Below are 25,920 nucleotides of genomic sequence, written 5' to 3'. Positions count from 1 at the left end.
GCGCAAACTGGCACATCTTTGCTTCGGTGTCGTCTACACCGGCAAGCCTTACGATCCAACATTTGCGATGTGAGGCTTGACGGGCAAGACGGTATCTACGTCTATGAAAAAACCGTGCCGCGGCACGGTTTTTTTACGCCTGCGAACATCGCGGCGATCAGTACGTTTCGATATTCACCGCCACCAGTTCCACCCCGACCGCGGCCTCATGCGTGCCGTGGTGTCCCTTCGCCGCCGCAGCCCCGGGCATCGGCGCCACCCGCAGGCGCAGCGGGGCGTCGCCGCGCCGGGCATTGCCGGCCGCGCTCAGCTTGTCGCCCAGCGGCACCGCGAAGGTCAGCGGGCCGCTATGGCTGTGCTTGCCGAACATGACGATGGTGCCCAGGAAGAACGGGCTGGTGGCATCGACCGTGCTCAGATCCTCCGGCCCGTCCAGCACCACCATGAAGGGGTCGTGCGCCATGTCGTGGAAGTGCAGCGTGATGTTGGCGACCAGCGTGGCGCCCGATGCCACCGCCTGCTCGAGCGTGGCCGCCGGCACCGCCACCTCGGCGCTGCCCGGCTTCGCGTCCGCGATCGTCCTGCGGGTGACCTTGCCGGGGAAGACGCGCGGGCCGGCCGGGCGCGCGCGCGGACGGGTGTTGGTGCGCGGCACCACCTCTTCGCCGGAACCGGGCTCGTAATCGTAGTTGAAGGCGGCCATCGCGGCGTAGTCGCCGCTCGTTGTCTTCGCGGCCGGCTTGCCGTCCTTGTCGACAAAGAACAGGAAGGGTTCGCGCGCCCAGCGGTAGTAATCAGTGGCCCGCTCGGCCGGCGACTTCTGGGCGTCCGGCAGGTCGGTGCGCAATTCGACGCCGGCGGGCAGGGTCGGCAGCCCGAGCGCCGCCTGCTTACGTTCCCACACGTCCCACAAGCGATCCATGTTTGCGTGGTGCAGGAAGAAGATCGGATCGACCGGCGACAGCATGTCGCTCATGAACCCCATCGATTCGACGAAGTTGCAGTCGCGCGAGCCGACGCAGCGGTGCACGGAATTGTGCGGCCTGCCTTCCAGGATGCCGAAGCCGGCGGACGTCGCATGGTTCGAACTTTTGGGGCTGGCAAAGGTGGGGTAATCGGGCGCGTTGAGGGCGGCGATGATGGTGGCTTTCGAGACCGAATCGGCGGTGGCGGCATTGATCTCGGGCCGCTCGCGGCGCACCCCGCGCGCGCCCGGCTGCTCGTAGAACAGGCGGCCGGACGGATCGGCCACGATGTCGAACATCACATCCTGCTCGAAGCGCACGCTGCGCGCGAGCAGTTGGCCGAGTTGCGTACGCCGGTCGAAGACGCCATTGGCCAGGTTCCAGTAGCCGGAATCGGCGACCGCCGCGCGCAGGCGGCGGTCGAAGTCGGTGGCGGTCGGGATATAGGCGCTGTGGTTCGGGTCGAGCACATCGTCGAACATACCGTCGGGAATTTTCTGCTCCGCCGTCCAGTCCCAATAGGGCAGCGCGAACTGCGGGTTGCCGCTCAGCTCGCGGCAAATCTCCTCGAACCAGCCTAGATAGCCGCGGTGCCAGGGCAGGAACCACCAGTTGCCGTGGGGGCAGTCGAGGGTGTGGATGATGGCGTGGCGGTACCAGTTGCGCGGGTCTTCCGGCGGCAGCGCCAGCATCGCCCGCACCGCCTTGGCATAACTTTTGAGCATGCGTTCGCCGGCCTTGGAAGCGGACGCGTTGAGGCGGCGATAGCGCGGCTTGTGCTTCATGATGTCGACGGATTGGGCCGAGGACAGGCCGATTGGCAACATGCTGGCGGCGAGGGCGGCGCCGGTGCGGGTCAGGACGGTGCGGCGGTGCGGATCGAAGTCGGGAGTCAGCTTCTTGCTCATGGGTTGCTCCGGAACATGCCCGCCTGTAACCCGGGGTGGGCTCGAACCGGCTGGGCAGCTGGATTCAAGCCTAACTCGTCCGTACTCAGTGACCATGGGCGCACCGCAAAGGTGCAGCCGCATCAGGGCAATATCAGGAAGATGATGGCGGCAGAAAAGAAAACGGCCGCACTGCGGCCGTTCCATTGCGATGACGCCAGGCTCAGCGCGCCGGTGGCCTGTACTCCGGGAACATTTCCTTCATCAGGAAGGCTTGCAGTTCGGCCGTGTCCCTCGGACGCGCGCTCATCGTGATCACCTTGCCCAGGCGATGCGAATCCCATTCGAAGTCGCCGGTCTTTTCGCGGCGGATCAGCTCGATCATCTTCTTGACGACGGCGGTCTCGATATCCGGTTCGCTGCCCTGCTCCACCGTCACCGAGGTCAGCCAGCGGCGCTTGAAGTTCGGGTTCCAGCCGCGGAACTTCAAGTCCATGCTGTGGAAGGTCTTGTTCGAGATCGAGAACACGCCGCCGCTTTCGTTGGCATCGTCCTGGCCGCGCTTGTTGATGGCCGCGATATTCGCCAGCGCATTGCGGGTGCCGCGCGCGGCTTCGCTTTCCTCGGTCGAGCTGCTCGGATCGGTGGCGCCGCGCGCCGCCTTGCGCCGGGCGATGTATTCCGCCATGTCCATCTCGGGCAGGATTTCCTCGCGCTTGGTTTCCGGCACCGGTTCCTTCTTGGCGACCTCGACCGGCTTCTCGTCGGGAATGGTGATGGTGTCGGGCAGGCGCTCGACGCGCGGCGTGGTCGGGCGCGGACGCGGGGTGTTGGTCGGTTTCGTGGGGGTGCGCTGCGCCGACTTTTGCGGCGGCGGCTCGGCCGGCTTGGCGAGCGGCGTCAGGTAGACGACTTCGCCGCCGGCGGGTGGCCTGGCCTTTTTCTCGGTCTTTTCCGGCTGAAACAGATACAGCCCCACCAGCAGCAGGTGCAGCAGCACCGTGGCGATCAGGCCGGTGCGGTTGGTCTTGCGGTCGCCATACTGCGGCACGCCCTGCCCGGGCATGGGCTGCCCGCAATGTTCGCAGACATCGCCGTGCGCCGCGGAGATATGGGAATGGTCACGCAAGTTCAAATAGCACTTTCCAGGTAAGCCGGGTGGGCGAAAGGCGGCCGAGTGCGAAGTCTACCCCGTTTGGGTGGTCTTCGCACGGTCGCGTTTCGCCTATAGCTTACAGGTCGGCAGTCCTGACGGTTGTTACAGGATGTTTCAGCCGACCCGTGCCTGCGGGTGTTTCACCGGCTCGTGCACCTGTGGCGCGTGCACGTGGGGCTCGCCATGCGCGTGACCCGCCTCGGCGGCGGCCACGTCGTCGTCCGTCATCGGGCCGGTGCCGCTGTACTTGTCGAGATACAGGTAGATGACCGGGGTGATGTAGAGCGTGATGACCTGCGAGAAGATCAGGCCGCCCACCACGGCGAGGCCGAGCGGCTGGCGCAGCTCGGCGCCGGCGCCGATTCCCAGCGCGATCGGCAGCGCGCCCATCATCGCGGCCAGGGTCGTCATCAGGATCGGACGGAAGCGCAGGATGCAGGCTTCGCGGATCGCCTCTTCCGGCTTCATGCCCGCATTCCTTTGGGCATCCAGCGCGAAGTCGATCATCATGATCGCGTTCTTTTTCACGATACCGATCAGCATCAGGATGCCGATCATCGCGATCAGGGTCAGATCCATGTTGAAGATCCACAGCGTCAGCAAGGCCCCGACCGCCGCCGACGGCAGGCCGGCCAGAATCGTCAGCGGGTGGATATAGCTTTCGTACAGCACGCCGAGCAGCACGTAGATGACGCCGATCGCCGTGATGATCAGGATGAGCTGGCTCGATTGCGTGTCCTGGAACACGGCCGCGTCGCCGCCGTACTGGGTGATGACGGAAGCCGGCAGCTTCATGTCGCGGCCCATCTGTTCGATGGCGGCGGTGGCGTCGCCCAGCGGCACGTCCGGCGCCAGGTTGAACGACAGGGTAATCGCCTGCAGCTGCCCCTGGTGGTTGATGGCAATCGGGCCGACCGTGCGGCGCACGCTGGCAAAGCTCGACAGTTTCACCAATTGACCCGAGTTCGAACGCACCGAGACTTTACCGAGCGCGTCGTCGAAATAACGGTCGGCTTCGGCCGCTTCCAGGATCACGTAATAGCTGGCCGCGCTCGAGTAGATGGTCGAGACCTGGCGCTCGCCGAAGGCGGCGTACAGCACCGTGCGCACGTCGGCCATTTCGACACCGAGCAGGGCCGCCTTGTCGCGGTCGATGTCGAGCGTGGCTTGCAGGCCGCGGTTCTGCGAGTCGCTGGTGACGTCGCGGAAGATCGGATTGGCGCGCATGCGCTCGAGGAACTGGTCGGCCCAGCCGCCGATCTCGCCGCCGGAGACGCTTTGCAGCGAGTACTGGTAGCGGCTCTTGCTCTGGCGCCCGCCCAGCTGCAGGTTCTGCACCGGCGACATGTAGACCTGCACGCCGGCGATGCCGCGCGTCGCCTTGCGCAGCTCGTCGAGCACGGCCGGCATTGCCGGACGCTCCGAACGCGGCACCAGCACCAGGAACATGCGGCCGGTGTTGCCGCCGCCGGTGAACGAGGTCACGTCCTGCACGTGCTTGTTGGCGCGCATGATATCGACGACCTTGCCCTGCAGTTCCATCAGCTTGGCCGACGAGGTGTCCTCGGCCGCTTCGACGGTGACCCGCAGCTGGCCCAGGTCTTCCTCGGGGAAGAAGCCTTTCGGCATGGTCGAGTACAGCACGGCGGTCAGCACCAGGGTGCCGAAGGCCAGCATCAGCACCAGGAAGCGGTGGCGCAGCGCGGAATCGAGGGTGCGGCCATAGGCATTGCGCACGCTGGTGAACATCGCCTCGAAACGGCGGCCGATCCAGGACATCTCGTGCGGCTCGACGTGGCCGCCGCCCTTCAACAGGCGCGAGCACAGCATCGGCACCAGGGTCAGCGAGACGGCCGCCGAGACCAGCACGGCCAGGCCGACGATGACGGCGAATTCGCGGAACAGCAGGCCGATCACGCCTGGCATGAAGAAGATCGGGATGAATACCGCCACCAGCGAGATCGAGATCGAAATGATGGTAAAGCCCATCTCGCGCGAGCCGACCAGGGCCGCATGGAAAGGTTTTTTACCCAGCTCCATGTGGCGCACGATGTTTTCCAGCACCACGATGGCATCGTCGACGACCAGGCCGACGGCCAGCGTAATGCCGAGCAGGGAGATGTTGTCGAGGCTGTAGCCGAAGGCATACAGCAGCGAGAGCGCGCCCAGCAGGGAAATCGGCACCGTGACCGCCGGAATCAGGGTGGCGGTAAGGCGGTGCAGGAACAGGAAGATCACCAGGATGACCAGCACGATGGTGCCGGCCAGGGTCAGGTTGACGTCGTGGATCGCTTCGCGGATCGAGATCGAGCGGTCGTTCACCAGGTGGATCTTGATCGAGGCCGGCAGTTGCTGTTCGAACTTCGGCAGCAGCGCGCGCACCGAGTCCACCACCTCCACCGTGTTCGCGTTCGGCTGGCGCTGCACCATCAGCACGATCGAGCGCTCGCCATTCAGGCTGCCGGCGGCTTTCACCGACTGGTAGCTGTCTTCGACCTGGGCCACGTCGGACAGACGCACCGGCAAGCCCTCGCGCGTGGCGACGATCAGCTGGGCGAAATCAGCGGCTTTCATCAGCTGGCCGCCGCCCTGGATGGTCAGCGTTTGCGCCGGGCCATCGAGCACGCCGAGCGGCGCGTTGGAATTGGCGGCGCGCAGGGCCGCGGCCAGTTCGTCCATTGAGATATTGCGCGCGTTCATCATGTCGGAACGGGCGCGCACGCGCACGGCGAAGCGCTTGCCGCCGTTCACCGTCACCTGGGCGATGCCCGGCAGGGTCGAGATGGCCGGCGAGACCATGTTCTCGGCGTAGTCGTTCAACTCCGACAAGTTCATCGACGGCGAGGTCATGTGCATGAACAGAATCGGGGCGTCGGCCGGATTGACCTTGCGGTAGGACGGCAAGTCCGTCATCTCTTGCGGCAACTGGCGCTGGGCGGCCAGCAGCGCCGCCTGGACGTCCACGGCCGCCTTGTCGACGTCGATTTCGTTGGCGAATTCGAGCGTCAGGTTGGTGTTGCCCTGGGTGCTGGTCGAGGTGATCAGCTTGATGCCGGCGATCGTCGAGAACTGTTTCTCGAGCGGCAGCGCCACCGACGAGGCCATCGTCTCGGGGCTGGCGCCGGGCAGGTTGGCGCCGACGTTGATGACGGGGGTGTTATAGCTCGGCAGCGCCGCGACCGGGATGTGCATGTAGGCCAGGATGCCGACCAGCACCAGGCTGATCGACAGCAGCACCACCATCACGGGGCGGCGGATACACAGTTCGGACAAATTCATGCCGCTTTATCCTTTCCCGCCCCCGGGGCGCCCTGGGCGCCCTGTGGCTTGGCGCCAGCGAGGCGCACCTTGCCGCCCGGACGCAGGTTCTGCTTGCCTTCGGTAATGACCTGCTCGTTGCCGACCAGGCCGGTCACGGCCGCGTTCAGGCCGAATGCATGCTGGCGCGCGATCGGCACCATGCGCGCGGTGCCATCCTTCTCGACCACGTAGACGAAGGTGCCCTGGGCGTTGATGATAATCGCATTCTGCGGAATCACCACGGCGTCCTTTATCGTGCGCACGGTCACGCGCGTGTTCACGTATTGTCCCGGCCACAGAAGGCCGTCGCCGTTGCCGAATTGCGCCTTCACGCGGATGGTGCCGCTGGTCGGATCGACCGTGTTGTCGACGAAGCTGAGTTCGCCCGTTACCGGCTTGGCCTCGCCGCCGGTCGTCGCTTCCACCGCGACCTTGCCCTCTTTCTGGGCGGCCAGCAGCGAACCGAGGCTCGATTCCGGCAGGGTGAAGGCAACGTCGATCGGATCGAGCTGGGTGACGGTGGTGAGCGAGGTCGCCGGCTGCACCAGGCTGCCCGGATAGACGTTGATGGCGCCGACGCGGCCGGACATCGGTGCGCGGATGGTGGTGTAGCTGGCGTTGACCTGGCTGGCGCGCACGGCGGCGCTGCTGGCGGCCAGGGCGGCGCGCGCGCCTTCGACCTGGCTTTTCAGGGTGTCGACGGCGCTTTGCGCGAGGAATTTCTGGGCCACCAGATCCTGGCTGCGCTTGTACTGGCGCTCGAGGTCGGCAAGCGTCGCACGGCCGCGCGCCACTTCGGCTTCGGCCTGCGCCACGCTGGCGCGGTCGCTGCGGTCGTCGAGCGAGAACAGCAGCTGGCCGGCCTTGACGAACTGGCCTTCCTTGATGTGTACCTGGCGGATCGTGCTGGTGGTCTGCGGACGCAGGTCGACCGTGCGCTGCGGCGTCACGGTGCCGTTGGCGGCGACGTCGACGCCGACGTTCTGGCGCTGCGGGGTGACCACGTTGACGGTGGTCGGCGGCATCGCGCCACCCTTGCCGCCAGGGCCGCCCGGGCCGCCCTGCCCGGTTTCCGCTTCGGCGCCGCGGTTCATGTACCAGGCGCCGCCGATACCGGCCGCCACGACGATGGCGATGGTTGCGAGAGTATTCTTTTTCATTCAAGTCCCTTACCGCGCGTGCCGGCGGCTTTATCAATCAAATAATGCGATGAGGTCAATCAGTATGACACTTGCATGTGACAGCGCCACTGCGTGACGCCCTTATTTCCCTGGGTAGTATTCCGGGAGCATCAGGGTGACTTCCAGCCCGCCTTCGGGATGGTTGGCCAGCGCGATGCTGCCGCCATGCTGTTCGGCGATGTTGCGGGCGATCGTCAGGCCCAGGCCGGTGCCGCCGGATTCGCGCGAACGCGAGGTTTCGACGCGGTAGAACGGGTCGAACACGCGGCCCAGTTCCGCGTGCGGAATGCCGGGCCCGCTGTCGCGCACGCGGATGCGCGCCGCGCCGTTCACGCGGTCGACCGTCACTAGCGCCTGCTGGCCGTATTTGACGGCGTTGTCGATCAGGTTGCCCAGGCAGCGGCGCAGATCCAGTGGACGGCCCAGCAGCGCCATGCCCGAGCGGCCCGCCAGCGTGACGGCCTGGCTGGCGTCGGCGGCGTCGTCGCAGACGGAGTCGAGCAGCGAATCGAGGTCGAGGCATTGCATGCTCTCGGTAGTATCCATGCTGCGCGCCAGATCCAGTCCTTCGCGCACCATCGCCTGCATCGCCGACAGGTCGCCGATCAGGCGTTCCTGCAGTTCGTTATCCGAGACCTTTTCCAGGCGCAGGCGCATGCGCGTGAGCGGGGTCTGCAGGTCGTGGGTGATGGCCGCCAGCATTTGCGTGCGCTGGAAGATGTACTGGCGGATGCGCGCCTGCATGGCGTTGAAGGCGGCGCTGGCCTGGCGGATTTCGCTGGCGCCGGTGAGGTCGAGCGGCGCGCGGTTGATGTCGTTGCCGAGATCCTGTGCAGCCTGGGCCAGCTGTTTCAATGGACGCGTGGTCATGCGCGCGACCAGGTAGGCCAGGGTCGCGATGCTGACGAAGAACAGCGCGAGCACGGCGCGGTAGTCGGTCTCGGCCGCGACCAGGGTACGCGGCGGCAGCACCGAGAGATGCAGCTGCTCGCCGTCGCGCAAACGCAGGTTCAGGTTCTCGCAGGCGCCGCGCCACTCGGTGCTGAGCAGGCCGTACAGCAGCGGCATGCGCGGCGGATGGGCACAGGCGGCCGGCGCGGTGGCGGCCGAATGGATCTGGTATTGCTTGCCCATGCGCTCCGCCAGGGTCTTGGCGAAGCTCGACGGCTGGGCCGCGGACGGATGGGGCGCGCCGGCTTCGAGCTGCAGGCCGGGACGGTTGGCCACGCCGAGATAGGCGCGCCGCGCCGAGGCCGGCACGATTTCGGTGGCCATGATGAGCTGCTCGGCGCGTTCGATCAGGGTCTGGTCGCGCTGGCGTTCGAGCACGCGCTTGCGTTCGACATCGGCCAGCCACTGGGTCAGCGCGGCCGAAATCAGGATACCGAGGAGCAGGGTCGCAAAGACACGGCCCGTCATCGAGCCGATGAAGGCTTTCACGTGGCCGGCTCCACGGTTACCTGGCCGGCCAGCACGTAGCCGCCGTTGCGCACGGTCTTGATAATCTGCGGCATGCGCGCGTCCTCGCCCAGCTTCTGGCGCAGGCGGCTGATCTGGATGTCGATCGAGCGGTCGAACGGATCGGCGTCGCGCCCTTGCGTGAGGTTCAGCAGCTGGTCGCGGTTGAGCACACGGTTCGGGTGCTCGAGGAACACGCGCAGCAGGCGGAACTCGGCGCCCGAAAGCATGATCACCATCCCATCGGGGTTGAGCAGGTGGCGCGCGGTAAGGTCGAGCGTCCAGCCGGAAAAGCGCATCTGCTGGACGTTCTCGGCCGGCGCGTTCGACGGCATCGCGTGCGAGCGGCGCAGCACGCTGCGGATGCGCGCCAGCAGTTCGCGCGGCTCGAAGGGTTTCGGCAGGTAGTCGTCGGCGCCCATCTCCAGGCCCAGGATGCGGTCGAGCGGTTCGTTGCGGGCGGTGAGCATGATCACGGGCAGGCTGGAGGTGGCGCGCAGTTTGCGGCACAGGGTCAGGCCGTCGTCGCCCGGCAGGTTCAGGTCGAGCACGATCAGGTCGGGACGCGACTCGTCGAGGATCTTCCACATGGCGACGCCGTCGCCGGCGGCGAGCGCGCGGTAGCCGTTCGACTCGAGGTAATCGGCCAGCAGCTGGCGGATGTCGCGGTCGTCGTCGACGATGAGGATGGTAGATGGATTGTCCATGGCCGTGATTATCCCTGCTCCGACAGGGCATGAACAGCGCATTTGTATCCGTATGTATATGAAATAACGGGGGAAACATATTGATACAAAGTGCGTGGCAGAGGACACGCTGGGCTTACATCTTTTCGCGATGATGGGAACCGTGCAGCGAGCAGCTCATGCACATTCCATGCACACAACCGACTGACTCACACACCTAGGGATCCACCATGAACACCATTCAAAAACACCTTTTCATCGCCCTGACCGCGCTCGGCATCGCTGGCGCCGCCGTCGCCCAGACCGCCGCGGTGCAGGCGCCGCAGGGCCGCCATGCCCACGCCGCCAGCCAGGAAGAACGCGCCGCCCACAAGGCGGAGCGCCAGGCCAAGCGCGCCGAACGCCAAGCCCAACGTGTCGCCAAGCTGCGCGCCGAACTGAAGATCACGCCGCAGCAGGAAGCGGCCTTCGCCGCCTACCTCGCTGCCGGCAAGCCGGCCGGGCGCGCGGACGGTCGCGGTTTCGACCGCGCCCAGCTGGCCGCCCTGCCCGCGCCGCAGCGCATGCAGCAGCGTATCGAGCGCCAGAAGCAGCGCACCGCGCGCATGGAAGCGCGCCTGGCGGCCCTGAACAACCTGTACGCCGTGCTGACGCCGGAACAGAAGCAGGTGCTCGACAGTAAAGCGATGCGCTTCGGCGGCAAGCACCGCGGCCACCGTGGCGGCCATGGTGGTCACCATGGCGAGCGCGGTGCGGCGCTGCAAAGCTAAATCGTTTATGTAGTAAAAAAGGATGCCACGGCATCCTTTTTTTTGCACCTCGACGTCAATTCACTTTCTGCAGCGAGGCCAGGAATTTTTCGGCGTTCTGATAACCGATGACACGGCTGTCGGGAATTTCGGAACCTCGACGGTCGAAGAAGATGATCCCCGGTGGCCCGAACAAATTGAAGCGCTTGAGCATGGCCTTGTCGTCGGCATCGTTGGCGGTCACGTCCACCTGCAGCAGCACGGTATCGGCCAGTTTGGCCTGCACCGCCGGATCGACAAAGGTGAATTTCTCCATCTCCTTGCACGAGACGCACCAGTCGGCGTAGAAGTCGAGCATGGCCGTCTTGCCCGCGTTGGCGGCGAGTACGGCGTCGAGCTCGGCTACCGTCTTGACGCGCTTGAACGCGAGCCCGTGCTGCTGGTTGCCCGTCAGGTGCGCCAGCGGCGCGAGCGGGTCACGCCCGCCGCTGGCCACGCCGACCAGCTGCATGGCGCCCAGGATCGCGAAGGCGGCGCCGCAGGCAATGCGCAGCCATTGTCCCTTGCGGGTCAGCAGGTAGGCGCCGTAGCCGAGCAGGAGCGCCGCCCACAGAGCCATCTGCAAAGCAGGCGGCAGCACCGGCGCCACCAGCCACAGCGCCATGCCCAGCATCAGCACGCCGAAGAAGCGTTTCACGCCCTCCATCCAGGCGCCGGCGCGCGGCAACAGCGAGCCGGCCGAGACGCCCACCAGCAGCAACGGAATGCTCATCCCGACCGCCATCGAGAACAGGGCGGCGCCACCGACCAGCACGTCACGGGTCTGGCTGATGTAGACCAGGGCCCCCGCCAGCGGCGCGGCGACGCAGGGCCCGACGATCAGGGCCGAGATGGCGCCCATCGCGAACACGCCGGCCAGCTTGCCCGAGGCCTGGCGGCCGGAGGCGTTCGCCAGGCGCGTCTGCAATGCGGCCGGCACCTGCAACTCGTAGAAGCCGAACATCGACATTGCCATCGCCACGATCAACAGCGCAAACGCACCGAGTACCCATGGGTTCTGCAGGGCGGCCGCAAGGCCTTCCCCGATCAGGCCCGCGGCGACGCCGAGGGCCGTGTAGACGATGGCCATGCCAAGTGAATACGTCACCGAGAGCAGCAAGCCGCGCGAGCGCCGCGTCTTGCCGCCCTCGCCCACGATGATCGAGGACAGGATGGGCACCATCGGCAGCACGCAGGGGGTGAAGGCAAGGCCGAGGCCGAGCAGCGCGAAGGCGGGGACGATCGCCAACAGGCGGCCGCCGTGCAGGACGGCGTCGATCGTGGCGAGCTCGGACGGTGCGCCGGCGGCGGGTGGCGCAGCTGAGGCAGCTGATGCAGCTGGCGCGGCTGGTGCAGGCGCGCCTGTGGGAGGCAGGGAGGCGACTGTGCCCGGGCCTTCGCTCTGCGGCGTCGACGACAAGCCAAACGAGGACGGCGCCTGCGCATCCGCCCCGAACGGAATGCTTCCTGCCCCTGCCGCGCCGCCCGCCCCGAGGCGCGCGCTGTGTTCCTGCGGCGGGTAGCACAGCCCGGCGTCGGCGCAGCCCTGGCTGGTAGCGGTCAGCGTAAAGGCGCCGGCGCTCTCGACCGGAATGCGGATCGTCACCTCGCCCTTATACGTCTCGACCTCCTTTTCGAAGGTCTGGTCGTATTTCACCTTGCCCGGCGGGATCTGCGGCGCGCCCAGCGTGGCGCCGCTGGCCTTGAAGGCGAAGCGCTCGCGGTACATGTAGTAGCCCGGCGCGATAGTGTAGGTGACGACGGCCGTGCTCTCTCCTTCCATGCGTGCGGAGAATTTGAAGGCGACTGCAGGGTCGAGGAATTCCTCGGCGGCGCGGGCAGGCGCGGCCATCAGCATGCTTGCGGCGAGCAGCAGGGACAGCGCGGCCAGCAGGCACGCGCGCGCTTCACGAAAACGGGCGATGGACATGACTTCCTTTGGTGGCGCTCAGGGCGATAACGGTGCAGCCGAATGGTACACCGGGGCGCGTGCCGTCGGGTAAGGGCAGGCTTAAATGGCGGCGCCTAGAGGGGCACAGGCGAAAAAAAACCAGGCGCGGGGCCTGGTTTTTCATTCGCGCGGAGCGATTACTCGGCGGTCGGTGCTTCTTCAGCCGAGGTCACTTCCGGACGGTCCAGCAGCTCGACATACGCCATTGGCGCGTTGTCGCCCACGCGGAAACCCATTTTCAGGATGCGCAGGTAGCCGCCGTTACGGTTGGCGTAACGTGGGCCGAGTTCGGCGAACAGCTTCTGCACCATTTCGCGGTCGCGCAGGCGGGCGAATGCCAGGCGCTTGTTGGCCAGCGTGTCGGTCTTGCCCAGGGTCAGGATCGGTTCGATGACGCGACGCAGTTCCTTGGCTTTTGGCACGGTGGTCTTGATGGCTTCATGACGCAGCAGCGAGACGGTCATGTTGCGCAGCATGGCGAGACGGTGGGACGAGGTACGGTTCAGCTTACGGAGGCCGTGACGGTGACGCATGGTACTTCCTTTCGAGTGTATAAATTCCAGTTCTTCGATCGTTCATGCCAGGGCATGACCGCGGACCGGTTATTGGGGTTAAGACTATCCGGACGATGGTGTCCGGATAGGTAGTGCATATTACTTTTCGAGGCCTGCAGGTGGCCAGTTCTCGAGTTTCATGCCCAGGGTCAGGCCGCGCGAAGCAAGGACTTCCTTGATTTCGTTGAGCGACTTGCGGCCCAGGTTCGGCGTCTTGAGCAGTTCGTTTTCCGAACGCTGGATCAGGTCGCCGATGTAGTAGATGTTTTCTGCTTTCAGGCAGTTGGCCGAACGGACGGTCAGTTCCAGGTCGTCGACCGGACGCAGCAGGATCGGATCGACCAGCGGAGCACGCGATGGTGCTTCGGCGGCGGCTTCCGTGCCTTCCAGGGCGGCGAACACGTTCAGCTGGTCGACCAGCACGCGGGCCGACTGGCGAATCGCCTCTTCCGGGGTAATGACGCCGTTGGTCTCGATGTTGATGATCAGCTTGTCCAGGTCGGTACGCTGTTCGACACGGGCCGATTCCACTGCGTACGACACGCGGCGCACTGGCGAGAACGATGCGTCCAGGATGATGCGGCCGATCGTCTTGTTGGTGTCTTCCGACAGGCGACGGACGTTACCCGGCACATAGCCACGGCCTTTTTCGACCTTGATCTGCATGTCCAGCTTGCCACCGGCGGTCAGGTGAGCGATCACGTGATCCGGGTTGATCAGTTCCACGTCATGCGGCAGATCGATGTCCGATGCCAGCACGGCGCCTTCGCCTTCCTTTTTCAGGGTCAGGGTCACGGAGTCACGGTTGTGCACCTTGAACACGACGCCCTTCAGGTTCAGCAGCAGGTCGACGACGTCTTCCTGCACGCCGTCGAGCGACGAGTACTCGTGCACGACGCCGGCGATGGTGACTTCGGTCGGCGCATAGCCGATCATCGACGACAGCAGGACGCGACGCAGGGCGTTGCCCAGCGTGTGGCCGTAGCCGCGCTCGAACGGTTCCATCACGACTTTGGCGTGACCGGCGCCGAGTGCTTCGACATCGATGATACGTGGCTTCAACAAACTATTTTGCATGAAATGTCCTTTTCAATACCCTCGGCTCGTTACACCGATAAGGCTGATGGCTTATTAAAATCTTGAAATACAAACGCCCGCTCGGTGAGGAGCGGGCGAAACAACCGACTAACGATTAACGCGAGTACAGTTCGACGATCAGTGCTTCGTTGACGTCGGCGGCGATCTCGTTACGCTCTGGGAACGAACGGAAGGTGCCTTCCATCTTCTTGGTGTCGACCGACAGCCAGCTCGGCATGCCGATCTGTTCAGCCAGCGACAGCGCTTCGACGATACGCACTTGCTTCTTGGCCTTTTCGCGGACGGCGATAACGTCGCCGGTCTTGACGGCGTACGAAGCGATGTTCACGACGTTACCGTTGACGGTGAAGGCCTTGTGGCTCACCAGCTGACGCGCTTCAGCGCGGGTCGAGCCGAAGCCCATACGGTAAGCGACGTTGTCCAGGCGCGATTCCAGCAGCTTCAGCAGGGTTTCGCCGGTGTTGCCCTTGCGACGCGACGCTTCTGCGAAGTAGCGGCGGAACTGGCGCTCGAGGATGCCGTACATGCGCTTGACCTTCTGCTTTTCGCGCAGCTGGTTGCCGTAGTCCGAGGTGCGGGCACCCGACTTGACGCCGTGCTGGCCTGGCTTGACGTCCAGTTTGCACTTCGAGTCGAGCGAGCGGCGTGCGCTCTTGAGGAACAGGTCAGTGCCTTCACGGCGCGACAGTTTTGCTTTTGGTCCGATATAACGTGCCACGTTGAATCCTTTAATGTATTAATCACGCCCCAGAGGCATCCCGAGGATGCGGCAGGCGCTAGTCCGACCCAAGAGTGAGCGGACGTGGCTGAAAATAAGTCCCGCACGAGGTGCAGGACGACAACAGCCGGGCAGTATACCCGAATTCGGGTCACTGCACCGGCTTTTGCTACTGCTAACTGCTACAGCGCTGTATCGAAAACAACTGGGCAGCAGAACTGCCCGGCTGGATTTAGATACGACGGCGCTTTGGAGGACGGCAGCCGTTGTGCGGCACTGGCGTCACGTCCTGGATCTCGGTGATCTTGATACCCAGGTTGTTCAGTGCGCGGACAGCCGATTCACGGCCTGGGCCTGGGCCCTTGATGCGCACTTCCAGGTTCTTCACGCCGCTTTCTTGGGCGACCTTGCCGGCTGCTTCAGCAGCGACCTGAGCCGCGAACGGAGTCGATTTACGCGAGCCTTTGAAGCCTGCGCCACCCGACGTCGCCCACGACAGAGCATTGCCCTGACGGTCGGTGATCGTGATGATGGTGTTGTTGAACGAAGCGTGGACGTGGGCGATGCCCTCAGCCACGTTCTTCTTCACTTTTTTACGGACGCGCGCTGCTGCTGCGCTGCTTTGTTGCTTGGCCATGGTCGGTTCCTAGATTATTTCTTCAACGATTGAGCGGCCTTGCGCGGACCTTTGCGGGTACGTGCATTGGTGCGGGTACGCTGACCGCGCACTGGCAGACCCTTACGGTGACGCATGCCGCGGTAGCAACCCAGATCCATCAGACGCTTGATGTTCATGGACAGTTCGCGGCGCAGGTCGCCTTCCACGACAAACTTCGCGACTTCGTCACGCAGCTTCTCGAGTTCGTTGTCGTCCAGGTCCTTGACCTTCTTGTTGGTCGCGATACCAGTCGCGTCGCAGATTTTCTGCGAACGTGGACGGCCAACACCGTAGATCGCCGTCAGGCCGATAACAGTGTGCTGATGATTTGGGATGTTAACCCCTGCAATACGTGCCATTCGTTATTCCTCTTAACCTTGACGCTGCTTGTGACGCGGCTCGACGCAGATCACGCGGACCACGCCCTTGCGCTTGATGATCTTGCAGTTGCGGCAGATCCGCTTGACTGAAGCATTAACTTTCATTTTGTACTCCTGGTGAGTTTACTGAATATTTTTTACTTGGTGCGGAATACGATGCGCGCCCGGGACAGGTCGTACGGCGTCAACTCGACCGTTACCTTGTCGCCCGGGAGGATGCGGATATAGTTCATCCGCATTTTACCCGAGATATGCCCCAGAACCACATGCCCGTTTTCCAGCTTTACGCGAAATGTCGCATTTGGGAGATTCTCGAGAATCTCACCTTGCATTTGGATGACGTCGTCTTTTGCCATTCGGTCTCTTCACTCCCCGCTTATCGCGTCGGAATTCCGCCCTTGAAATTCGCCTTGCGCAGCAGCGATTCATATTGCTGCGACATGACGTAGTTCTGCACTTGTGCCATGAAGTCCATCGTCACCACCACGATGATCAGGAGCGACGTGCCGCCGAAATAGAAAGGAACTTTCCAGAACGACTGCAGGAACTCCGGCACCAGGCACACGAGGGTGATGTACACCGCACCGGCGAGGGTCAGGCGCATCAGGATCTTGTCGATATAGCGAGCGGTCTGGTCACCTGGACGGATGCCCGGGACGAACGCGCCGCTTTTCTTCAAGTTGTCCGCCGTTTCCTTGCTGTTGAAGACCAGCGCGGTATAGAAGAAGCAGAAGAAGATGATCGCCACCGCATACAGCAACGCGTGGATCGGCTCACCGGTCGTCAGCGAGGCGGCCAGGTCTTTCAGGAACCCGATGAACGGGCCGCTGGAGTCCTTGCCCCGCGTGTACCAGTCGACGATCGTCGCCGGGAACAGGATGATCGAGGAGGCGAAGATCGGCGGGATCACGCCGGCCATGTTCAGCTTCAGGGGCAGGTGGCTGGTTTGGCCACCGTACACCTTGTTGCCGACCTGGCGCTTGGCGTAATTCACGAGGATCTTGCGCTGACCGCGTTCAACGAACACGACTGCATACGTAACCGCAACCACCAGGATGACGATAATGATCGCGGCAAAGCTGCTGATCGAACCGTTGGTCACCAGGGTGAACAGGCCACCGAGTGCCGACGGCAGACCGGCTGCGATACCGGCAAAAATGATGATCGAGATACCGTTGCCGAGGCCACGTTCGGTGATCTGCTCGCCCAGCCACATGAGGAACATGGTGCCGGTCAGGAGCGTCACGACCGTGACGAAGCGGAAGCCCATGCCCGGATCGAGCACGAGACCCGGCTGGGCTTCGAGCGCGACGGCAATGCCGAACGCCTGGAACAACGCCAGTGCCACCGTGAAGTAACGGGTGTACTGGGTGATCTTGCGGCGCCCTGCTTCGCCTTCCTTTTTCAGCGCTTCCAGCTGCGGCGAGACGATCGACCCCAGCTGCATGATGATCGAAGCCGAAATGTAGGGCATGATCCCGAGTGCGAACACGGTAAAGCGGGACAAGGCACCACCCGAGAACATGTTGAACATGCCCAGGATGCCGCCTTCGTTCTGCTTGAACAGCGACGCCAGCGCGACCGGGTCAATCCCGGGAACCGGGATGTGAGCACCGATGCGGTACACGACCAATGCGCCAAGCAAAAACCACAGCCGGCCCCAGGGGAAACCGGCGGCGGCGCTTTTACCAAGTTGTGAATTAGTCGCCAATTTTTGCTCCGATCAGGCAGGCCGCAATTAAGCGACCGAACCGCCAGCTGCTTCGATAGCCGCTTTCGCGCCCGCGGTTGCCTTCAGGCCCTTGAGGTTCACCGCACGGGTGATCTCGCCCGACAGGATCACGCGCACGTCGCGCGCCACCACTGGCAGGATGCCTGCTTGCTTGAGCACCAGGATGTCGATATCGCCGACGGCCAGGTTGTTCAGGTCCGACAGACGCACTTCAGCCTTGAAGGTCGCGTTCAGCGACTTGAAGCCACGCTTCGGCAGACGACGCTGCAGAGGCATCTGACCGCCTTCGAAACCGACTTTGTGGAAACCGCCCGAACGCGACTTCTGACCCTTGTGACCGCGACCGGCGGTCTTGCCCAGGCCGGAGCCGATACCGCGGCCGACGCGACGCTTGTAGTGCTTGGCGCCGTCAGCTGGTTGAATGGTATTCAATTCCATTGTTTTCTCCGTTAGGTAAGCCCGAAGGCTTACCCGACTACTTTAACGAGGTACGAGACTTTGTTGATCATGCCACGCACCGACGGGGTGTCCTGCAACTCGGAGACCGAGTTGACGCGGCGCAGACCCAGACCACGCACGGTAGCGCGGTGATCTTGACGGGTGCCGATCAGGCCCTTGACCAGTTGTACTTTGATGGTGTTTGCCATTGTCTTCACCTTAGCCCAGGATGTCTTCGACCGACTTGCCACGCTTGGCGGCGATGTCGGAGGCGGTGCTCATCTTCGACAGACCGTCGAGGGTTGCACGCACCAGGTTGTACGGGTTCGACGAACCGGTCGACTTGGCGACCACGTCGGTCACGCCCATCACTTCGAAGATAGCGCGCATTGCGCCACCAGCGATGACGCCGGTACCAGGCTTGGCTGGCGACATCATGACGCGCGAGGCGCCGTGACGACCGGTGACGGTGTGGTGCAGGGTACCGTTCTTGAGGGGCACCTTGATCAGGTTGCGGCGGGCTTCTTCCATCGCTTTTTGCACGCCGACTGGAACTTCCTTCGACTTGCCTTTGCCCATGCCGATGCGGCCATCGCCGTCACCGACAACGGTCAGCGCTGCAAAACCCATGATACGACCACCCTTGACCACTTTGGTCACGCGGTTGATCGCGATCATTTTTTCGCGCATGCCATCATCCGGCTTGTCGCTTGCCATTTTCGCTTGCATTTTTGCCATGACGATTCTTCCTTAGAACTTCAGACCGGCTTCACGCGCGGCTTCTGCCAGCGCCTTCACACGGCCGTGGTAACGGAAACCCGAACGGTCGAATGCGACTTCGGTGATCCCTGCTTTCAGTGCTTTCTCTGCGACGCGCTTGCCAACCAGTGCAGCAGCGGCGGCGTTGCCGCCCTTGCCGCTTTGACCGGCCAGTTCGGCGCGCACGTCTGCTTCCAGCGTCGAAGCCGAAACCAGGACCTTCGCATCCGGGCTGATCAGGTTCGCATAGATGTGCAGGTTGGTGCGGTGAACCGACAGACGGTTCACGCCCAGCTGCGCGATCTTGATGCGGGTTTGGCGTCCGCGACGCAGACGCGATTGTTTCTTGTCCATGTCAGCTCCGATTATTTCTTCTTGGTTTCTTTAAGCTTCACCACTTCGTCCGAATAACGGACGCCCTTGCCCTTGTAAGGCTCAGGGGAGCGGTAAGCGCGCACTTCAGCGGCAACCTGGCCGACCTTTTGACGATCGATACCCTTGATCAGGATTTCGGTCGGGGTCGGGGTCACGGCCGTGACGCCTTCCGGCATCGCGTGCAGCACCGGGTGCGAGAAGCCCAGGGACAGGTTCAGGGCGTTGCCCTGGACTGCTGCCTTGTAGCCCACGCCGACCAGGTTCAGCTTCTTCTCGAAGCCCTTGGTCACGCCGGTCACCATGTTGTTGACCAGAGCACGCAGGGTACCGGACATCGCGTTCGATTCACGGGAATCGTCCACCACGTCGAAGGTCAGCGTGCCATTGTTGTTTTCAACCTTGACCAAGCCGTTCAGCGGCTGGGTCAGGGTGCCCAGTGGGCCTTTGACCGTGATCGCGGCCGCGCTGATCGCCACTTCGGCGCCGGCTGGGACTGCGATTGGCATCTTAGCTACTCGAGACATCGTCTACTCCTTAAGCTACGTAGCAGATAACTTCGCCGCCGACGCCGTTAGCGCGGGCTTTGCGGTCAGTCATCACGCCTTGCGGGGTGGAGACAATCGCCACGCCCAGGCCGTTCATGACGGTCGGGATCTCGTCTTTGCCTTTGTAGACACGCAGGCCAGGACGGGAAACGCGCTCGATGCGCTCGATAACCGGACGGCCGGTGTAATACTTCAAACCGATTTTCAGTTCCGACTTGCCACCTTCGGTGGACACGGCGAAATCCTCAATGTAACCCTCGTCCTTCAGGACGTTGGCAATGGCAACCTTGACTTTCGACGACGGCATTGCGACCGTGGTTTTCTGAACAGTTTGTGCGTTGCGAATGCGGGTCAGCATATCGGCGATAGGATCGCTCATACTCATTGCTTATTCTCCTATTACCAGCTGGCTTTGGTCATACCCGGAATTTCGCCCTTCATGGCGAATTCACGGAGTTTGGTACGGGCGAGGCCGAATTTGCGGAACGTGCCACGTGGGCGGCCGGTCATCGCGCAACGGTTACGCTGGCGGGTCGGCGCCGAATTACGTGGCAGTGCCTGCAGTTTCAGGCGCGCTTCGTAACGCTCTTCCTCGGTCTTCGACTGGTCGTCGATGATTGCTTTCAGAGCTGCACGCTTTGCGGCGAATTTCTCCACCAGGTCTGCACGCTTCTGTTCGCGGTTAATCAGTGCAAGTTTTGCCATGCTCTTAGTTCCTGAACGGGAATTTGAAGGCGGCGAGCAGCGCTTTGGCTTCGTCGTCGGTCTTAGCGGTGGTGGTGATCGAGATGTTCATGCCACGCAGCGCGTCGATCTTGTCGTAATCGATTTCAGGGAAGATGATCTGTTCCTTGACGCCGATGTTGTAGTTGCCACGACCGTCGAACGATTTGCCGCTGACGCCACGGAAGTCACGCACGCGCGGCAGGGCCACGGTGATGAAACGATCCAGGAACTCGTACATGCGGGCGCCGCGCAGGGTCACCATCGTACCGATCGGGTAGCCTTCGCGGATCTTGAAACCTGCGATTGCCTTGCGCGACTTGGTGGTCACTGGCTTCTGGCCGGCGATCTTGGTCAGGTCGCCGACAGCGTGCTCGAGCACTTTCTTGTCAGCGATCGCTTCACCAACACCCATGTTCAGGGTGATCTTGGTCAGGCGTGGCACTTCCATCACCGACTTGTAGCCGAATTTTTCGGTCAGGTCAGCGACGACTTTGTCTTTGTAGAATTGTTGGAGACGGGCCATTTCTTACACCTTCACTTCTTCGCCGGAAGACTTGTAGACGCGGACTTTCTTGCCGTCCTGGTCTTTGAAGCCTACGCGGTCAGCCTTGCCGGTCGCGGCGTTGAACAGCGCGACGTTGGAGACGTGAATCGGCATCGTCTTGTCGACGATACCACCTTGGACGCCGGTCATCGGGTTTGGCTTGACCGCCTTCTTGGCAACGTTCACGCCTTCGACGATGACGTGCTCGGCATCGACGCGACGCGAAACCACGCCACGCTTGCCCTTGTCTTTACCGGCCAAAACGATGACTTCGTCGTTTTTACGAATCTTATCCATTGCGACTCCTTACAGTACTTCAGGTGCCAGGGACACGATCTTCATGAACTTTTCAGTGCGCAGTTCGCGGGTCACTGGTCCGAAGATACGGGTGCCGATCGGTTCCAGCTTGGCGTTGAGCAGAACTGCGGCGTTGCCGTCGAACTTCACCAGGGAGCCGTCTTGGCGGCGCACACCTTTAGCGGTACGCACAACCACAGCGTTATAAATTTCACCTTTTTTGACACGGCCACGTGGCGCAGCAACCTTGACGGTTACCTTGATGATGTCGCCAATGCTCGCATAACGGCGCTTGGAGCCGCCCAACACCTTGATGCACAAAACTTCTTTTGCACCCGTGTTGTCGGCTACTTCGAGCCGGCTTTCAGTTTGAATCATAGTATTTTCTTTCCCAACTTAAGCCGAAGAAATCCCACGGTAAACCGTAGGCCTGCGGTCAGTCTTGGTCCCGCCGTGCCGCCCCTGCTGGAGCACCACGATTGGGTGATTGGACTTTCCAATTGCTTCGTACAGGCCGCAGTTACCGAGGGGGACAAACTGCGGCAACACATGAACGAAGCCCGCTAGTATCCCAGATACCAGCGGGCCACGCAAGACAAATTTTAGTGCTTACAGTACCTGTGCAACTTGCACAACACGGGTCACAGTCCAAGCTTTCGTCTTCGAGATCGGACGACCTTCCGCGATCTCGACCGTGTCGCCGGTCTTGGCCTGGTTGGTCTCGTCGTGCGCGTGATACTTGTTCGAACGCACGATGATCTTGCCGTACAGCGGGTGCTTCACGTGACGCTCGATCAGGACGGTTACCGTCTTGTCCATTTTGTCGGACACGACCTTGCCGACCAGCGTACGCTTCAGCGCCGTTTTAGTGGTGTCGTTCATTTGGCTTCCTTCGAGTTCATCACAGTCTTCACACGCGCGATGTCGCGACGTACTTTCTTGAGCTGCGCGGTGTTGCCCAGCTGCTGGGTAGCGATTTGCATGCGCAGGCCAAACTGGGCCTTCAGCAGCTCACTCAGCTCCTTTTGCAGCGCTTCCTGGTCCTTGCCGCGGAGTTCCGATGCTTTCATATTCAACTCCTGTTATTGGCCGACTTGACGAACCACGAAGGTGGTCGCCAGTGGCAGTTTGGCAGCGGCCAGGCGGAATGCTTCGCGCGCCAGTTCTTCACCGACGCCATCCATCTCATACAGGACTTTGCCTGGCTGGATTTCGGCGACGTAGTATTCCGGATTACCTTTACCGTTACCCATACGGACTTCGGCCGGCTTGTTCGAGATCGGCTTGTCCGGGAAGATACGGATCCAGATACGACCGCCACGCTTGATGTGACGGGTCATGGCGCGACGTGCCGCTTCGATCTGGCGCGCGGTGATACGGCCGCGGGCGACTGCCTTCAGACCGAATTCACCGAACGAGACCGCGGTGCCGCGGGTGTGCGAAATGCCGGTGTTACGGCCTTTCTGCTCTTTACGATACTTCCTGCGCGATGGTTGCAGCATGCTTATTCTCCTGCTTTCTCAGCTGGTGCAGCGGCGGCCGGGGTCGCCAGCTTGACGGCTGGACGCGCACGGACGGTTGGCGCTGCGGTGCCTGGACGGGCACCACCGGCTGGACGTGGGCCGCGCGATGGCTTGCCATCGTCACGACGTGGGCCGCGTGGCTTCTTCTCGTCCGGCGGGGTGTCGATGACTGGGGCTTCGCCGGTGACCGAGCGGTCGCCCTTGTAGACCCAGACCTTGACGCCGATGATGCCGTACGTGGTCGATGCTTCGCTGGTGCCGTAGTCGATATCGGCGCGCAGGGTGTGCAGAGGCACACGGCCTTCGCGGTACCATTCGGTACGTGCGATTTCGATGCCGTTCAGACGGCCCGACGACATGATCTTGATGCCGACGGCACCCAGACGCATGGCGTTTTGCATGGCGCGCTTCATCGCGCGGCGGAACATGATGCGCTTTTCGAGCTGCTGCGAGATCGAATCGGCGATCAGCTGCGAGTCGATTTCCGGCTTGCGGATCTCTTCGATATTGACGTGCACGGGCACGCCCATGATCTTCGTCAGCGACGACTTCAGCACTTCGATGTCTTCGCCTTTTTTACCGATCACGACACCTGGACGCGACGAGTAGATGGTGAAGCGCGCGTTCTTGGCTGGACGCTCGATGACGATGCGGCCGACCGAAGCGTTCTTCAGCTTCTTCTTCAGGAAGGCGCGTGCCTTCAGGTCTTCGTTGAGCATCTCAGCGAAGTTGCCGTTGCCGGCGTACCAGCGCGACGCCCAGTTACGGGTGACGGACAGGCGGAAGCCTGTTGGGTGAATCTTCTGTCCCATCGTGTGACTCCTTAGTTACCGACAGTCACGTAGATGTGACAGGATTGTTTCGAAATGCGATCGCCGCGGCCTTTGGCACGTGCCGTAAAGCGCTTCAGGATCGGGCCTTTTTCAACGTAGATCTGAACGATCTTCAGTTCGTCGATGTCGGCGCCATCGTTGTGTTCCGCGTTGGCGATTGCCGACTCGAGAACCTTCTTGATGATGGTGGCACCTTTCTTCGGGCTGAACTGCAGAATGTTGAGTGCTGCGTCAACTTTCTTGCCGCGGATCAGGTCCGCAACGAGGCGGCCCTTCTGTTCCGACAGGCGCACGCCTTTGAGGATAGCTTTAGTTTCCATTATTTTTTCGCCTTCTTGTCAGCGGCGTGGCCCTTGAACGTACGGGTCAGCGCGAATTCGCCGAGCTTGTGGCCGACCATGTTCTCGGAGACGTACACCGGCACGTGCAGCTTGCCGTTGTGCACAGCGATCGTCAGACCGATGAAGTCAGGCGTGATCGTCGAGCGGCGCGACCAGGTTTTGACTGGCTTTTTGTCTTTGTTCGCTTGCGCGGCTTCGACTTTTTTCACCAGGTGGGCGTCAACGAACGGCCCTTTTTTCAATGAACGAGTCATGTGTTATCCCTTATTTCTTGCCGCGGCGCGAGACGATCATCGAAGAAGTACGCTTGTTCGAACGCGTCTTCTTGCCCTTCGTCTGTTGACCCCATGGCGACACTGGATGACGACCAGCTGCCGTACGACCTTCACCACCACCGTGCGGGTGATCGATCGGGTTCATGACCACACCGCGAACGGTTGGACGAACACCGCGCCAGCGCATCGCACCAGCTTTACCGATCTTGCGCAGGCTGTGTTCGGCATTGCCGACTTCGCCAACGGTAGCGCGGCACTCGATGTGCACGCGACGCACTTCACCCGAACGCAGGCGAACCTGGGCGTAGGTGCCTTCGCGGGCCATCAGAACGACGGCGGCGCCGGCGGTACGGGCCATCTGGGCACCCTTACCTGGCAGCATTTCGACGCAGTTCATCACGGTACCGACCGGGATGTTACGGATTGGCAGGCAGTTACCCGACTTGATCGGCGCTTCCGAGCCGTTCATGACGCTGTCGCCGACAGCCATGCCCTTGGTGGCGATGATGTACTGACGCTCGCCGTCCGCGTAGCACAGCAGTGCGATGTGCGCGGTACGGTTCGGGTCGTATTCGATACGCTCGACCTTGGCAGGAATGCCGTCCTTCTGGCGCTTGAAGTCGACCAGACGGTAGTGATGCTTGTGGCCACCGCCGATGTGGCGGGTGGTGATGTGACCGTTGTTGTTACGGCCAGCAGTCTTCGATTTCTTCTCAACCAGTGCTGCGAACGGACGGCCCTTGTACAGGCCTTCGGTCACAACTTTCACCATGCCGCGGCGGCCTGGGGAGGTTGGCTTCATCTTAACGAGTGCCATTATTTAGCCTCCTCGACAAAATTGATTTCCTGGCCTGGCTTCAGGCACACGAAAGCACGCTTGGTGTGGTTGCGACGACCGGTGAAACGGCCCGAACGCTTCTGTTTGCCTTCGCGGTTCACGGTCTGCACCGATTCCACTTCGACCTTGAACAGCAGCTCGACGGCAGCCTTGATTTCCGGCTTGGTCGCGTCAGGCAGAACCTTGAACACGATCTGCTCGTTCTTTTCCGCGACGAAGGTAGCCTTTTCGGAGATGACCGGAGCCATCAGCACCTTCATCAGGCGCTCTTCGCTAAATTTGATTGCGGTGCTCATGCGTACATCTCCTCGATCTTGGCCAGTGCAGCTTTGGTGACCAGGACTTTCTTGTAGAACACCAGCGACATCGGGTCGGCTGCTTTCGGCTCGACAACCAGCACGTTCGGCAGGTTACGCGATGCCAGCAGCAGGTTTTCTTCGATGGTGTCGGTGATCACCAGGACCGATTCCAGGCCCATGCTCTGCAGCTTTTGCGACAGCAGCTTGGTCTTTGGTGCTTCGATCGACAGGTTTTCCACAACGCTCAGGCGGCCCTCGCGGGCCAGCTGCGAGAAGATCGAGCAGATACCTGCGCGGAACATCTTCTTGTTGACCTTGTGGGTGAAGTTCTCGTCAGGCGAGTTCGGGAAGATGCGACCACCGCCGCGCCACAGTGGCGACGACGACATACCAGCACGAGCGCGGCCGGTGCCTTTTTGGCGCCATGGCTTCTTCGTGGTGTGGCTGACTTCTTCACGGTCTTTCTGCTTGCGGTTACCGCTACGTGCGTTAGCAGCGTAAGCAACCACGACCTGGTGAATCAGGGCTTCGTTGTATTCGCGACCGAAGACTTCATCGGCAGCTGCAACGCCGGCGCCGGCTTGACCTTGCTCATTCAGGAGCTGAAGTTCCATA

General features: G+C 62.4%; 35 protein-coding genes. 1 reads left to right on the top strand and 34 read right to left on the bottom strand.

Features of this window, described 5'->3' with window-relative positions:
• Nucleotides 1–157 precede the first annotated feature (157 nt).
• The 6 genes from ASF77_RS08550 to ASF77_RS08525 form a co-directional block, all read right to left on the bottom strand.
• A complete protein-coding gene (locus tag ASF77_RS08550) occupies nt 158–1,873 on the bottom strand; it encodes a tyrosinase family protein (protein WP_056337640.1) in 1,716 nt (571 codons plus the stop codon).
• A 202-nt stretch (nt 1,874–2,075) separates the two neighbouring features.
• Nucleotides 2,076–2,918 (bottom strand): hypothetical protein, encoded by an 843-nt coding sequence (locus tag ASF77_RS08545; RefSeq protein ID WP_229445340.1) that lies wholly within the window; start codon nt 2,916–2,918, stop codon nt 2,076–2,078.
• A gap of 204 nt (nt 2,919–3,122) precedes the next feature.
• The gene (locus ASF77_RS08540; RefSeq protein ID WP_056337637.1) at nt 3,123–6,287 is read right to left on the bottom strand and encodes an efflux RND transporter permease subunit; all 3,165 of its coding nucleotides are present in this window, start codon (nt 6,285–6,287) and stop codon (nt 3,123–3,125) included.
• Entirely contained in the window at nt 6,284–7,468 is a 1,185-nt protein-coding gene (locus tag ASF77_RS08535) for an efflux RND transporter periplasmic adaptor subunit (protein WP_056337634.1), read from the bottom strand. The genes ASF77_RS08540 and ASF77_RS08535 overlap by 4 nt, the downstream gene beginning before the upstream one ends.
• Before the next feature lie 102 nt (nt 7,469–7,570).
• Nucleotides 7,571–8,929, bottom strand: a complete 1,359-nt coding sequence (locus ASF77_RS08530; RefSeq protein ID WP_056337632.1) for an ATP-binding protein — start codon at nt 8,927–8,929, stop codon at nt 7,571–7,573.
• Nucleotides 8,926–9,654, bottom strand: a complete 729-nt coding sequence (locus ASF77_RS08525; protein ID WP_056337628.1) for a response regulator — start codon at nt 9,652–9,654, stop codon at nt 8,926–8,928. Before ASF77_RS08525 ends, ASF77_RS08530 begins: the two co-directional genes overlap by 4 nt.
• Nucleotides 9,655–9,863: 209 nt before the next feature.
• Between ASF77_RS08525 and ASF77_RS08520 the strand changes: the two genes are divergently transcribed.
• Nucleotides 9,864–10,403, top strand: a complete 540-nt coding sequence (locus tag ASF77_RS08520; protein WP_056337625.1) for a Spy/CpxP family protein refolding chaperone — start codon at nt 9,864–9,866, stop codon at nt 10,401–10,403.
• Nucleotides 10,404–10,458: 55 nt separating this feature from the next.
• Here ASF77_RS08520 and dsbD read toward each other — a convergent pair whose 3' ends face one another.
• From dsbD to rplD, 28 genes are all read right to left on the bottom strand, one after another.
• Nucleotides 10,459–12,351 carry a protein-disulfide reductase DsbD gene (gene dsbD / locus ASF77_RS08515; RefSeq protein WP_056337622.1) on the bottom strand — a complete coding sequence of 631 codons (1,893 nt, stop codon included), beginning with the start codon at nt 12,349–12,351 and terminating at the stop codon, nt 10,459–10,461.
• 158 nt (nt 12,352–12,509) lie between these two features.
• Nucleotides 12,510–12,905: a 50S ribosomal protein L17 gene (gene rplQ, locus ASF77_RS08510; RefSeq protein ID WP_005663400.1), complete on the bottom strand. Its 396-nt coding sequence runs from the start codon at nt 12,903–12,905 to the stop codon at nt 12,510–12,512.
• Nucleotides 12,906–13,025: 120 nt separating this feature from the next.
• Nucleotides 13,026–14,003, bottom strand: coding sequence for a DNA-directed RNA polymerase subunit alpha (locus ASF77_RS08505; RefSeq protein WP_026354946.1), 978 nt, complete (start codon nt 14,001–14,003; stop codon nt 13,026–13,028).
• A gap of 115 nt (nt 14,004–14,118) precedes the next feature.
• Complete coding sequence (gene rpsD, locus ASF77_RS08500; protein ID WP_056337619.1) at nt 14,119–14,742, bottom strand: 30S ribosomal protein S4; 624 nt, start codon at nt 14,740–14,742, stop codon at nt 14,119–14,121.
• A 232-nt stretch (nt 14,743–14,974) separates the two neighbouring features.
• Nucleotides 14,975–15,379, bottom strand: coding sequence for a 30S ribosomal protein S11 (gene rpsK / locus ASF77_RS08495; RefSeq protein ID WP_005663404.1), 405 nt, complete (start codon nt 15,377–15,379; stop codon nt 14,975–14,977).
• A 14-nt stretch (nt 15,380–15,393) separates the two neighbouring features.
• Nucleotides 15,394–15,759 carry a 30S ribosomal protein S13 gene (gene rpsM, locus ASF77_RS08490; RefSeq protein ID WP_056337616.1) on the bottom strand — a complete coding sequence of 122 codons (366 nt, stop codon included), beginning with the start codon at nt 15,757–15,759 and terminating at the stop codon, nt 15,394–15,396.
• Nucleotides 15,760–15,771: 12 nt separating this feature from the next.
• On the bottom strand, nt 15,772–15,885 hold the full coding sequence (gene rpmJ, locus ASF77_RS08485; RefSeq protein ID WP_005663407.1) for a 50S ribosomal protein L36: 114 nt from the start codon (nt 15,883–15,885) through the stop codon (nt 15,772–15,774).
• Between the two features lie 32 nt (nt 15,886–15,917).
• Nucleotides 15,918–16,136: a translation initiation factor IF-1 gene (gene infA / locus ASF77_RS08480; RefSeq protein ID WP_005663428.1), complete on the bottom strand. Its 219-nt coding sequence runs from the start codon at nt 16,134–16,136 to the stop codon at nt 15,918–15,920.
• Between the two features lie 20 nt (nt 16,137–16,156).
• Nucleotides 16,157–17,491 (bottom strand): preprotein translocase subunit SecY, encoded by a 1,335-nt coding sequence (gene secY, locus ASF77_RS08475; RefSeq protein WP_056337615.1) that lies wholly within the window; start codon nt 17,489–17,491, stop codon nt 16,157–16,159.
• A 27-nt stretch (nt 17,492–17,518) separates the two neighbouring features.
• Nucleotides 17,519–17,950: a 50S ribosomal protein L15 gene (gene rplO, locus ASF77_RS08470; protein ID WP_056337612.1), complete on the bottom strand. Its 432-nt coding sequence runs from the start codon at nt 17,948–17,950 to the stop codon at nt 17,519–17,521.
• A 29-nt stretch (nt 17,951–17,979) separates the two neighbouring features.
• Nucleotides 17,980–18,159: a 50S ribosomal protein L30 gene (gene rpmD, locus ASF77_RS08465; RefSeq protein WP_056337609.1), complete on the bottom strand. Its 180-nt coding sequence runs from the start codon at nt 18,157–18,159 to the stop codon at nt 17,980–17,982.
• Nucleotides 18,160–18,169: 10 nt separating this feature from the next.
• Nucleotides 18,170–18,688 (bottom strand): 30S ribosomal protein S5, encoded by a 519-nt coding sequence (gene rpsE / locus ASF77_RS08460; RefSeq protein WP_036208946.1) that lies wholly within the window; start codon nt 18,686–18,688, stop codon nt 18,170–18,172.
• Between the two features lie 12 nt (nt 18,689–18,700).
• Nucleotides 18,701–19,063 carry a 50S ribosomal protein L18 gene (rplR, locus tag ASF77_RS08455; RefSeq protein WP_056337607.1) on the bottom strand — a complete coding sequence of 121 codons (363 nt, stop codon included), beginning with the start codon at nt 19,061–19,063 and terminating at the stop codon, nt 18,701–18,703.
• 11 nt (nt 19,064–19,074) lie between these two features.
• Complete coding sequence (gene rplF / locus ASF77_RS08450) at nt 19,075–19,608, bottom strand: 50S ribosomal protein L6 (protein WP_056337604.1); 534 nt, start codon at nt 19,606–19,608, stop codon at nt 19,075–19,077.
• A 10-nt stretch (nt 19,609–19,618) separates the two neighbouring features.
• Nucleotides 19,619–20,014, bottom strand: a complete 396-nt coding sequence (gene rpsH, locus ASF77_RS08445) for a 30S ribosomal protein S8 (protein WP_056337601.1) — start codon at nt 20,012–20,014, stop codon at nt 19,619–19,621.
• A gap of 14 nt (nt 20,015–20,028) precedes the next feature.
• On the bottom strand, nt 20,029–20,334 hold the full coding sequence (gene rpsN / locus ASF77_RS08440; protein ID WP_036240351.1) for a 30S ribosomal protein S14: 306 nt from the start codon (nt 20,332–20,334) through the stop codon (nt 20,029–20,031).
• Between the two features lie 4 nt (nt 20,335–20,338).
• On the bottom strand, nt 20,339–20,878 hold the full coding sequence (gene rplE, locus ASF77_RS08435) for a 50S ribosomal protein L5 (protein ID WP_056337598.1): 540 nt from the start codon (nt 20,876–20,878) through the stop codon (nt 20,339–20,341).
• Between the two features lie 3 nt (nt 20,879–20,881).
• On the bottom strand, nt 20,882–21,196 hold the full coding sequence (gene rplX, locus ASF77_RS08430; RefSeq protein WP_056337594.1) for a 50S ribosomal protein L24: 315 nt from the start codon (nt 21,194–21,196) through the stop codon (nt 20,882–20,884).
• Between the two features lie 9 nt (nt 21,197–21,205).
• Nucleotides 21,206–21,574 (bottom strand): 50S ribosomal protein L14, encoded by a 369-nt coding sequence (gene rplN / locus ASF77_RS08425; protein WP_005663451.1) that lies wholly within the window; start codon nt 21,572–21,574, stop codon nt 21,206–21,208.
• Between the two features lie 231 nt (nt 21,575–21,805).
• Nucleotides 21,806–22,078, bottom strand: a complete 273-nt coding sequence (gene rpsQ / locus ASF77_RS08420) for a 30S ribosomal protein S17 (RefSeq protein ID WP_020655684.1) — start codon at nt 22,076–22,078, stop codon at nt 21,806–21,808.
• Complete coding sequence (rpmC, locus tag ASF77_RS08415) at nt 22,075–22,266, bottom strand: 50S ribosomal protein L29 (protein ID WP_056337591.1); 192 nt, start codon at nt 22,264–22,266, stop codon at nt 22,075–22,077. The genes rpsQ and rpmC overlap by 4 nt, the downstream gene beginning before the upstream one ends.
• Before the next feature lie 12 nt (nt 22,267–22,278).
• Entirely contained in the window at nt 22,279–22,698 is a 420-nt protein-coding gene (gene rplP / locus ASF77_RS08410; protein WP_056337588.1) for a 50S ribosomal protein L16, read from the bottom strand.
• Between the two features lie 2 nt (nt 22,699–22,700).
• A complete protein-coding gene (gene rpsC / locus ASF77_RS08405; protein WP_056337585.1) occupies nt 22,701–23,531 on the bottom strand; it encodes a 30S ribosomal protein S3 in 831 nt (276 codons plus the stop codon).
• An 11-nt stretch (nt 23,532–23,542) separates the two neighbouring features.
• Nucleotides 23,543–23,875, bottom strand: coding sequence for a 50S ribosomal protein L22 (gene rplV, locus ASF77_RS08400; protein WP_183555278.1), 333 nt, complete (start codon nt 23,873–23,875; stop codon nt 23,543–23,545).
• On the bottom strand, nt 23,872–24,147 hold the full coding sequence (gene rpsS / locus ASF77_RS08395; protein ID WP_056337578.1) for a 30S ribosomal protein S19: 276 nt from the start codon (nt 24,145–24,147) through the stop codon (nt 23,872–23,874). Before rpsS ends, rplV begins: the two co-directional genes overlap by 4 nt.
• 10 nt (nt 24,148–24,157) lie before the next feature.
• Nucleotides 24,158–24,985 carry a 50S ribosomal protein L2 gene (gene rplB / locus ASF77_RS08390; protein WP_056337576.1) on the bottom strand — a complete coding sequence of 276 codons (828 nt, stop codon included), beginning with the start codon at nt 24,983–24,985 and terminating at the stop codon, nt 24,158–24,160.
• The gene (rplW, locus tag ASF77_RS08385; protein ID WP_056337573.1) at nt 24,985–25,302 is read right to left on the bottom strand and encodes a 50S ribosomal protein L23; all 318 of its coding nucleotides are present in this window, start codon (nt 25,300–25,302) and stop codon (nt 24,985–24,987) included. The genes rplB and rplW overlap by 1 nt, the downstream gene beginning before the upstream one ends.
• Nucleotides 25,299–25,919: a 50S ribosomal protein L4 gene (gene rplD, locus ASF77_RS08380; RefSeq protein ID WP_056337570.1), complete on the bottom strand. Its 621-nt coding sequence runs from the start codon at nt 25,917–25,919 to the stop codon at nt 25,299–25,301. Before rplD ends, rplW begins: the two co-directional genes overlap by 4 nt.
• Nucleotide 25,920: the final 1 nt, after the last annotated feature.

The sequence above is a fragment of the Massilia sp. Leaf139 genome (assembly GCF_001424165.1).
Classification (GTDB): domain Bacteria; phylum Pseudomonadota; class Gammaproteobacteria; order Burkholderiales; family Burkholderiaceae_D; genus Telluria.
This window is presented reverse-complemented; position numbering and strand designations above follow the sequence as displayed.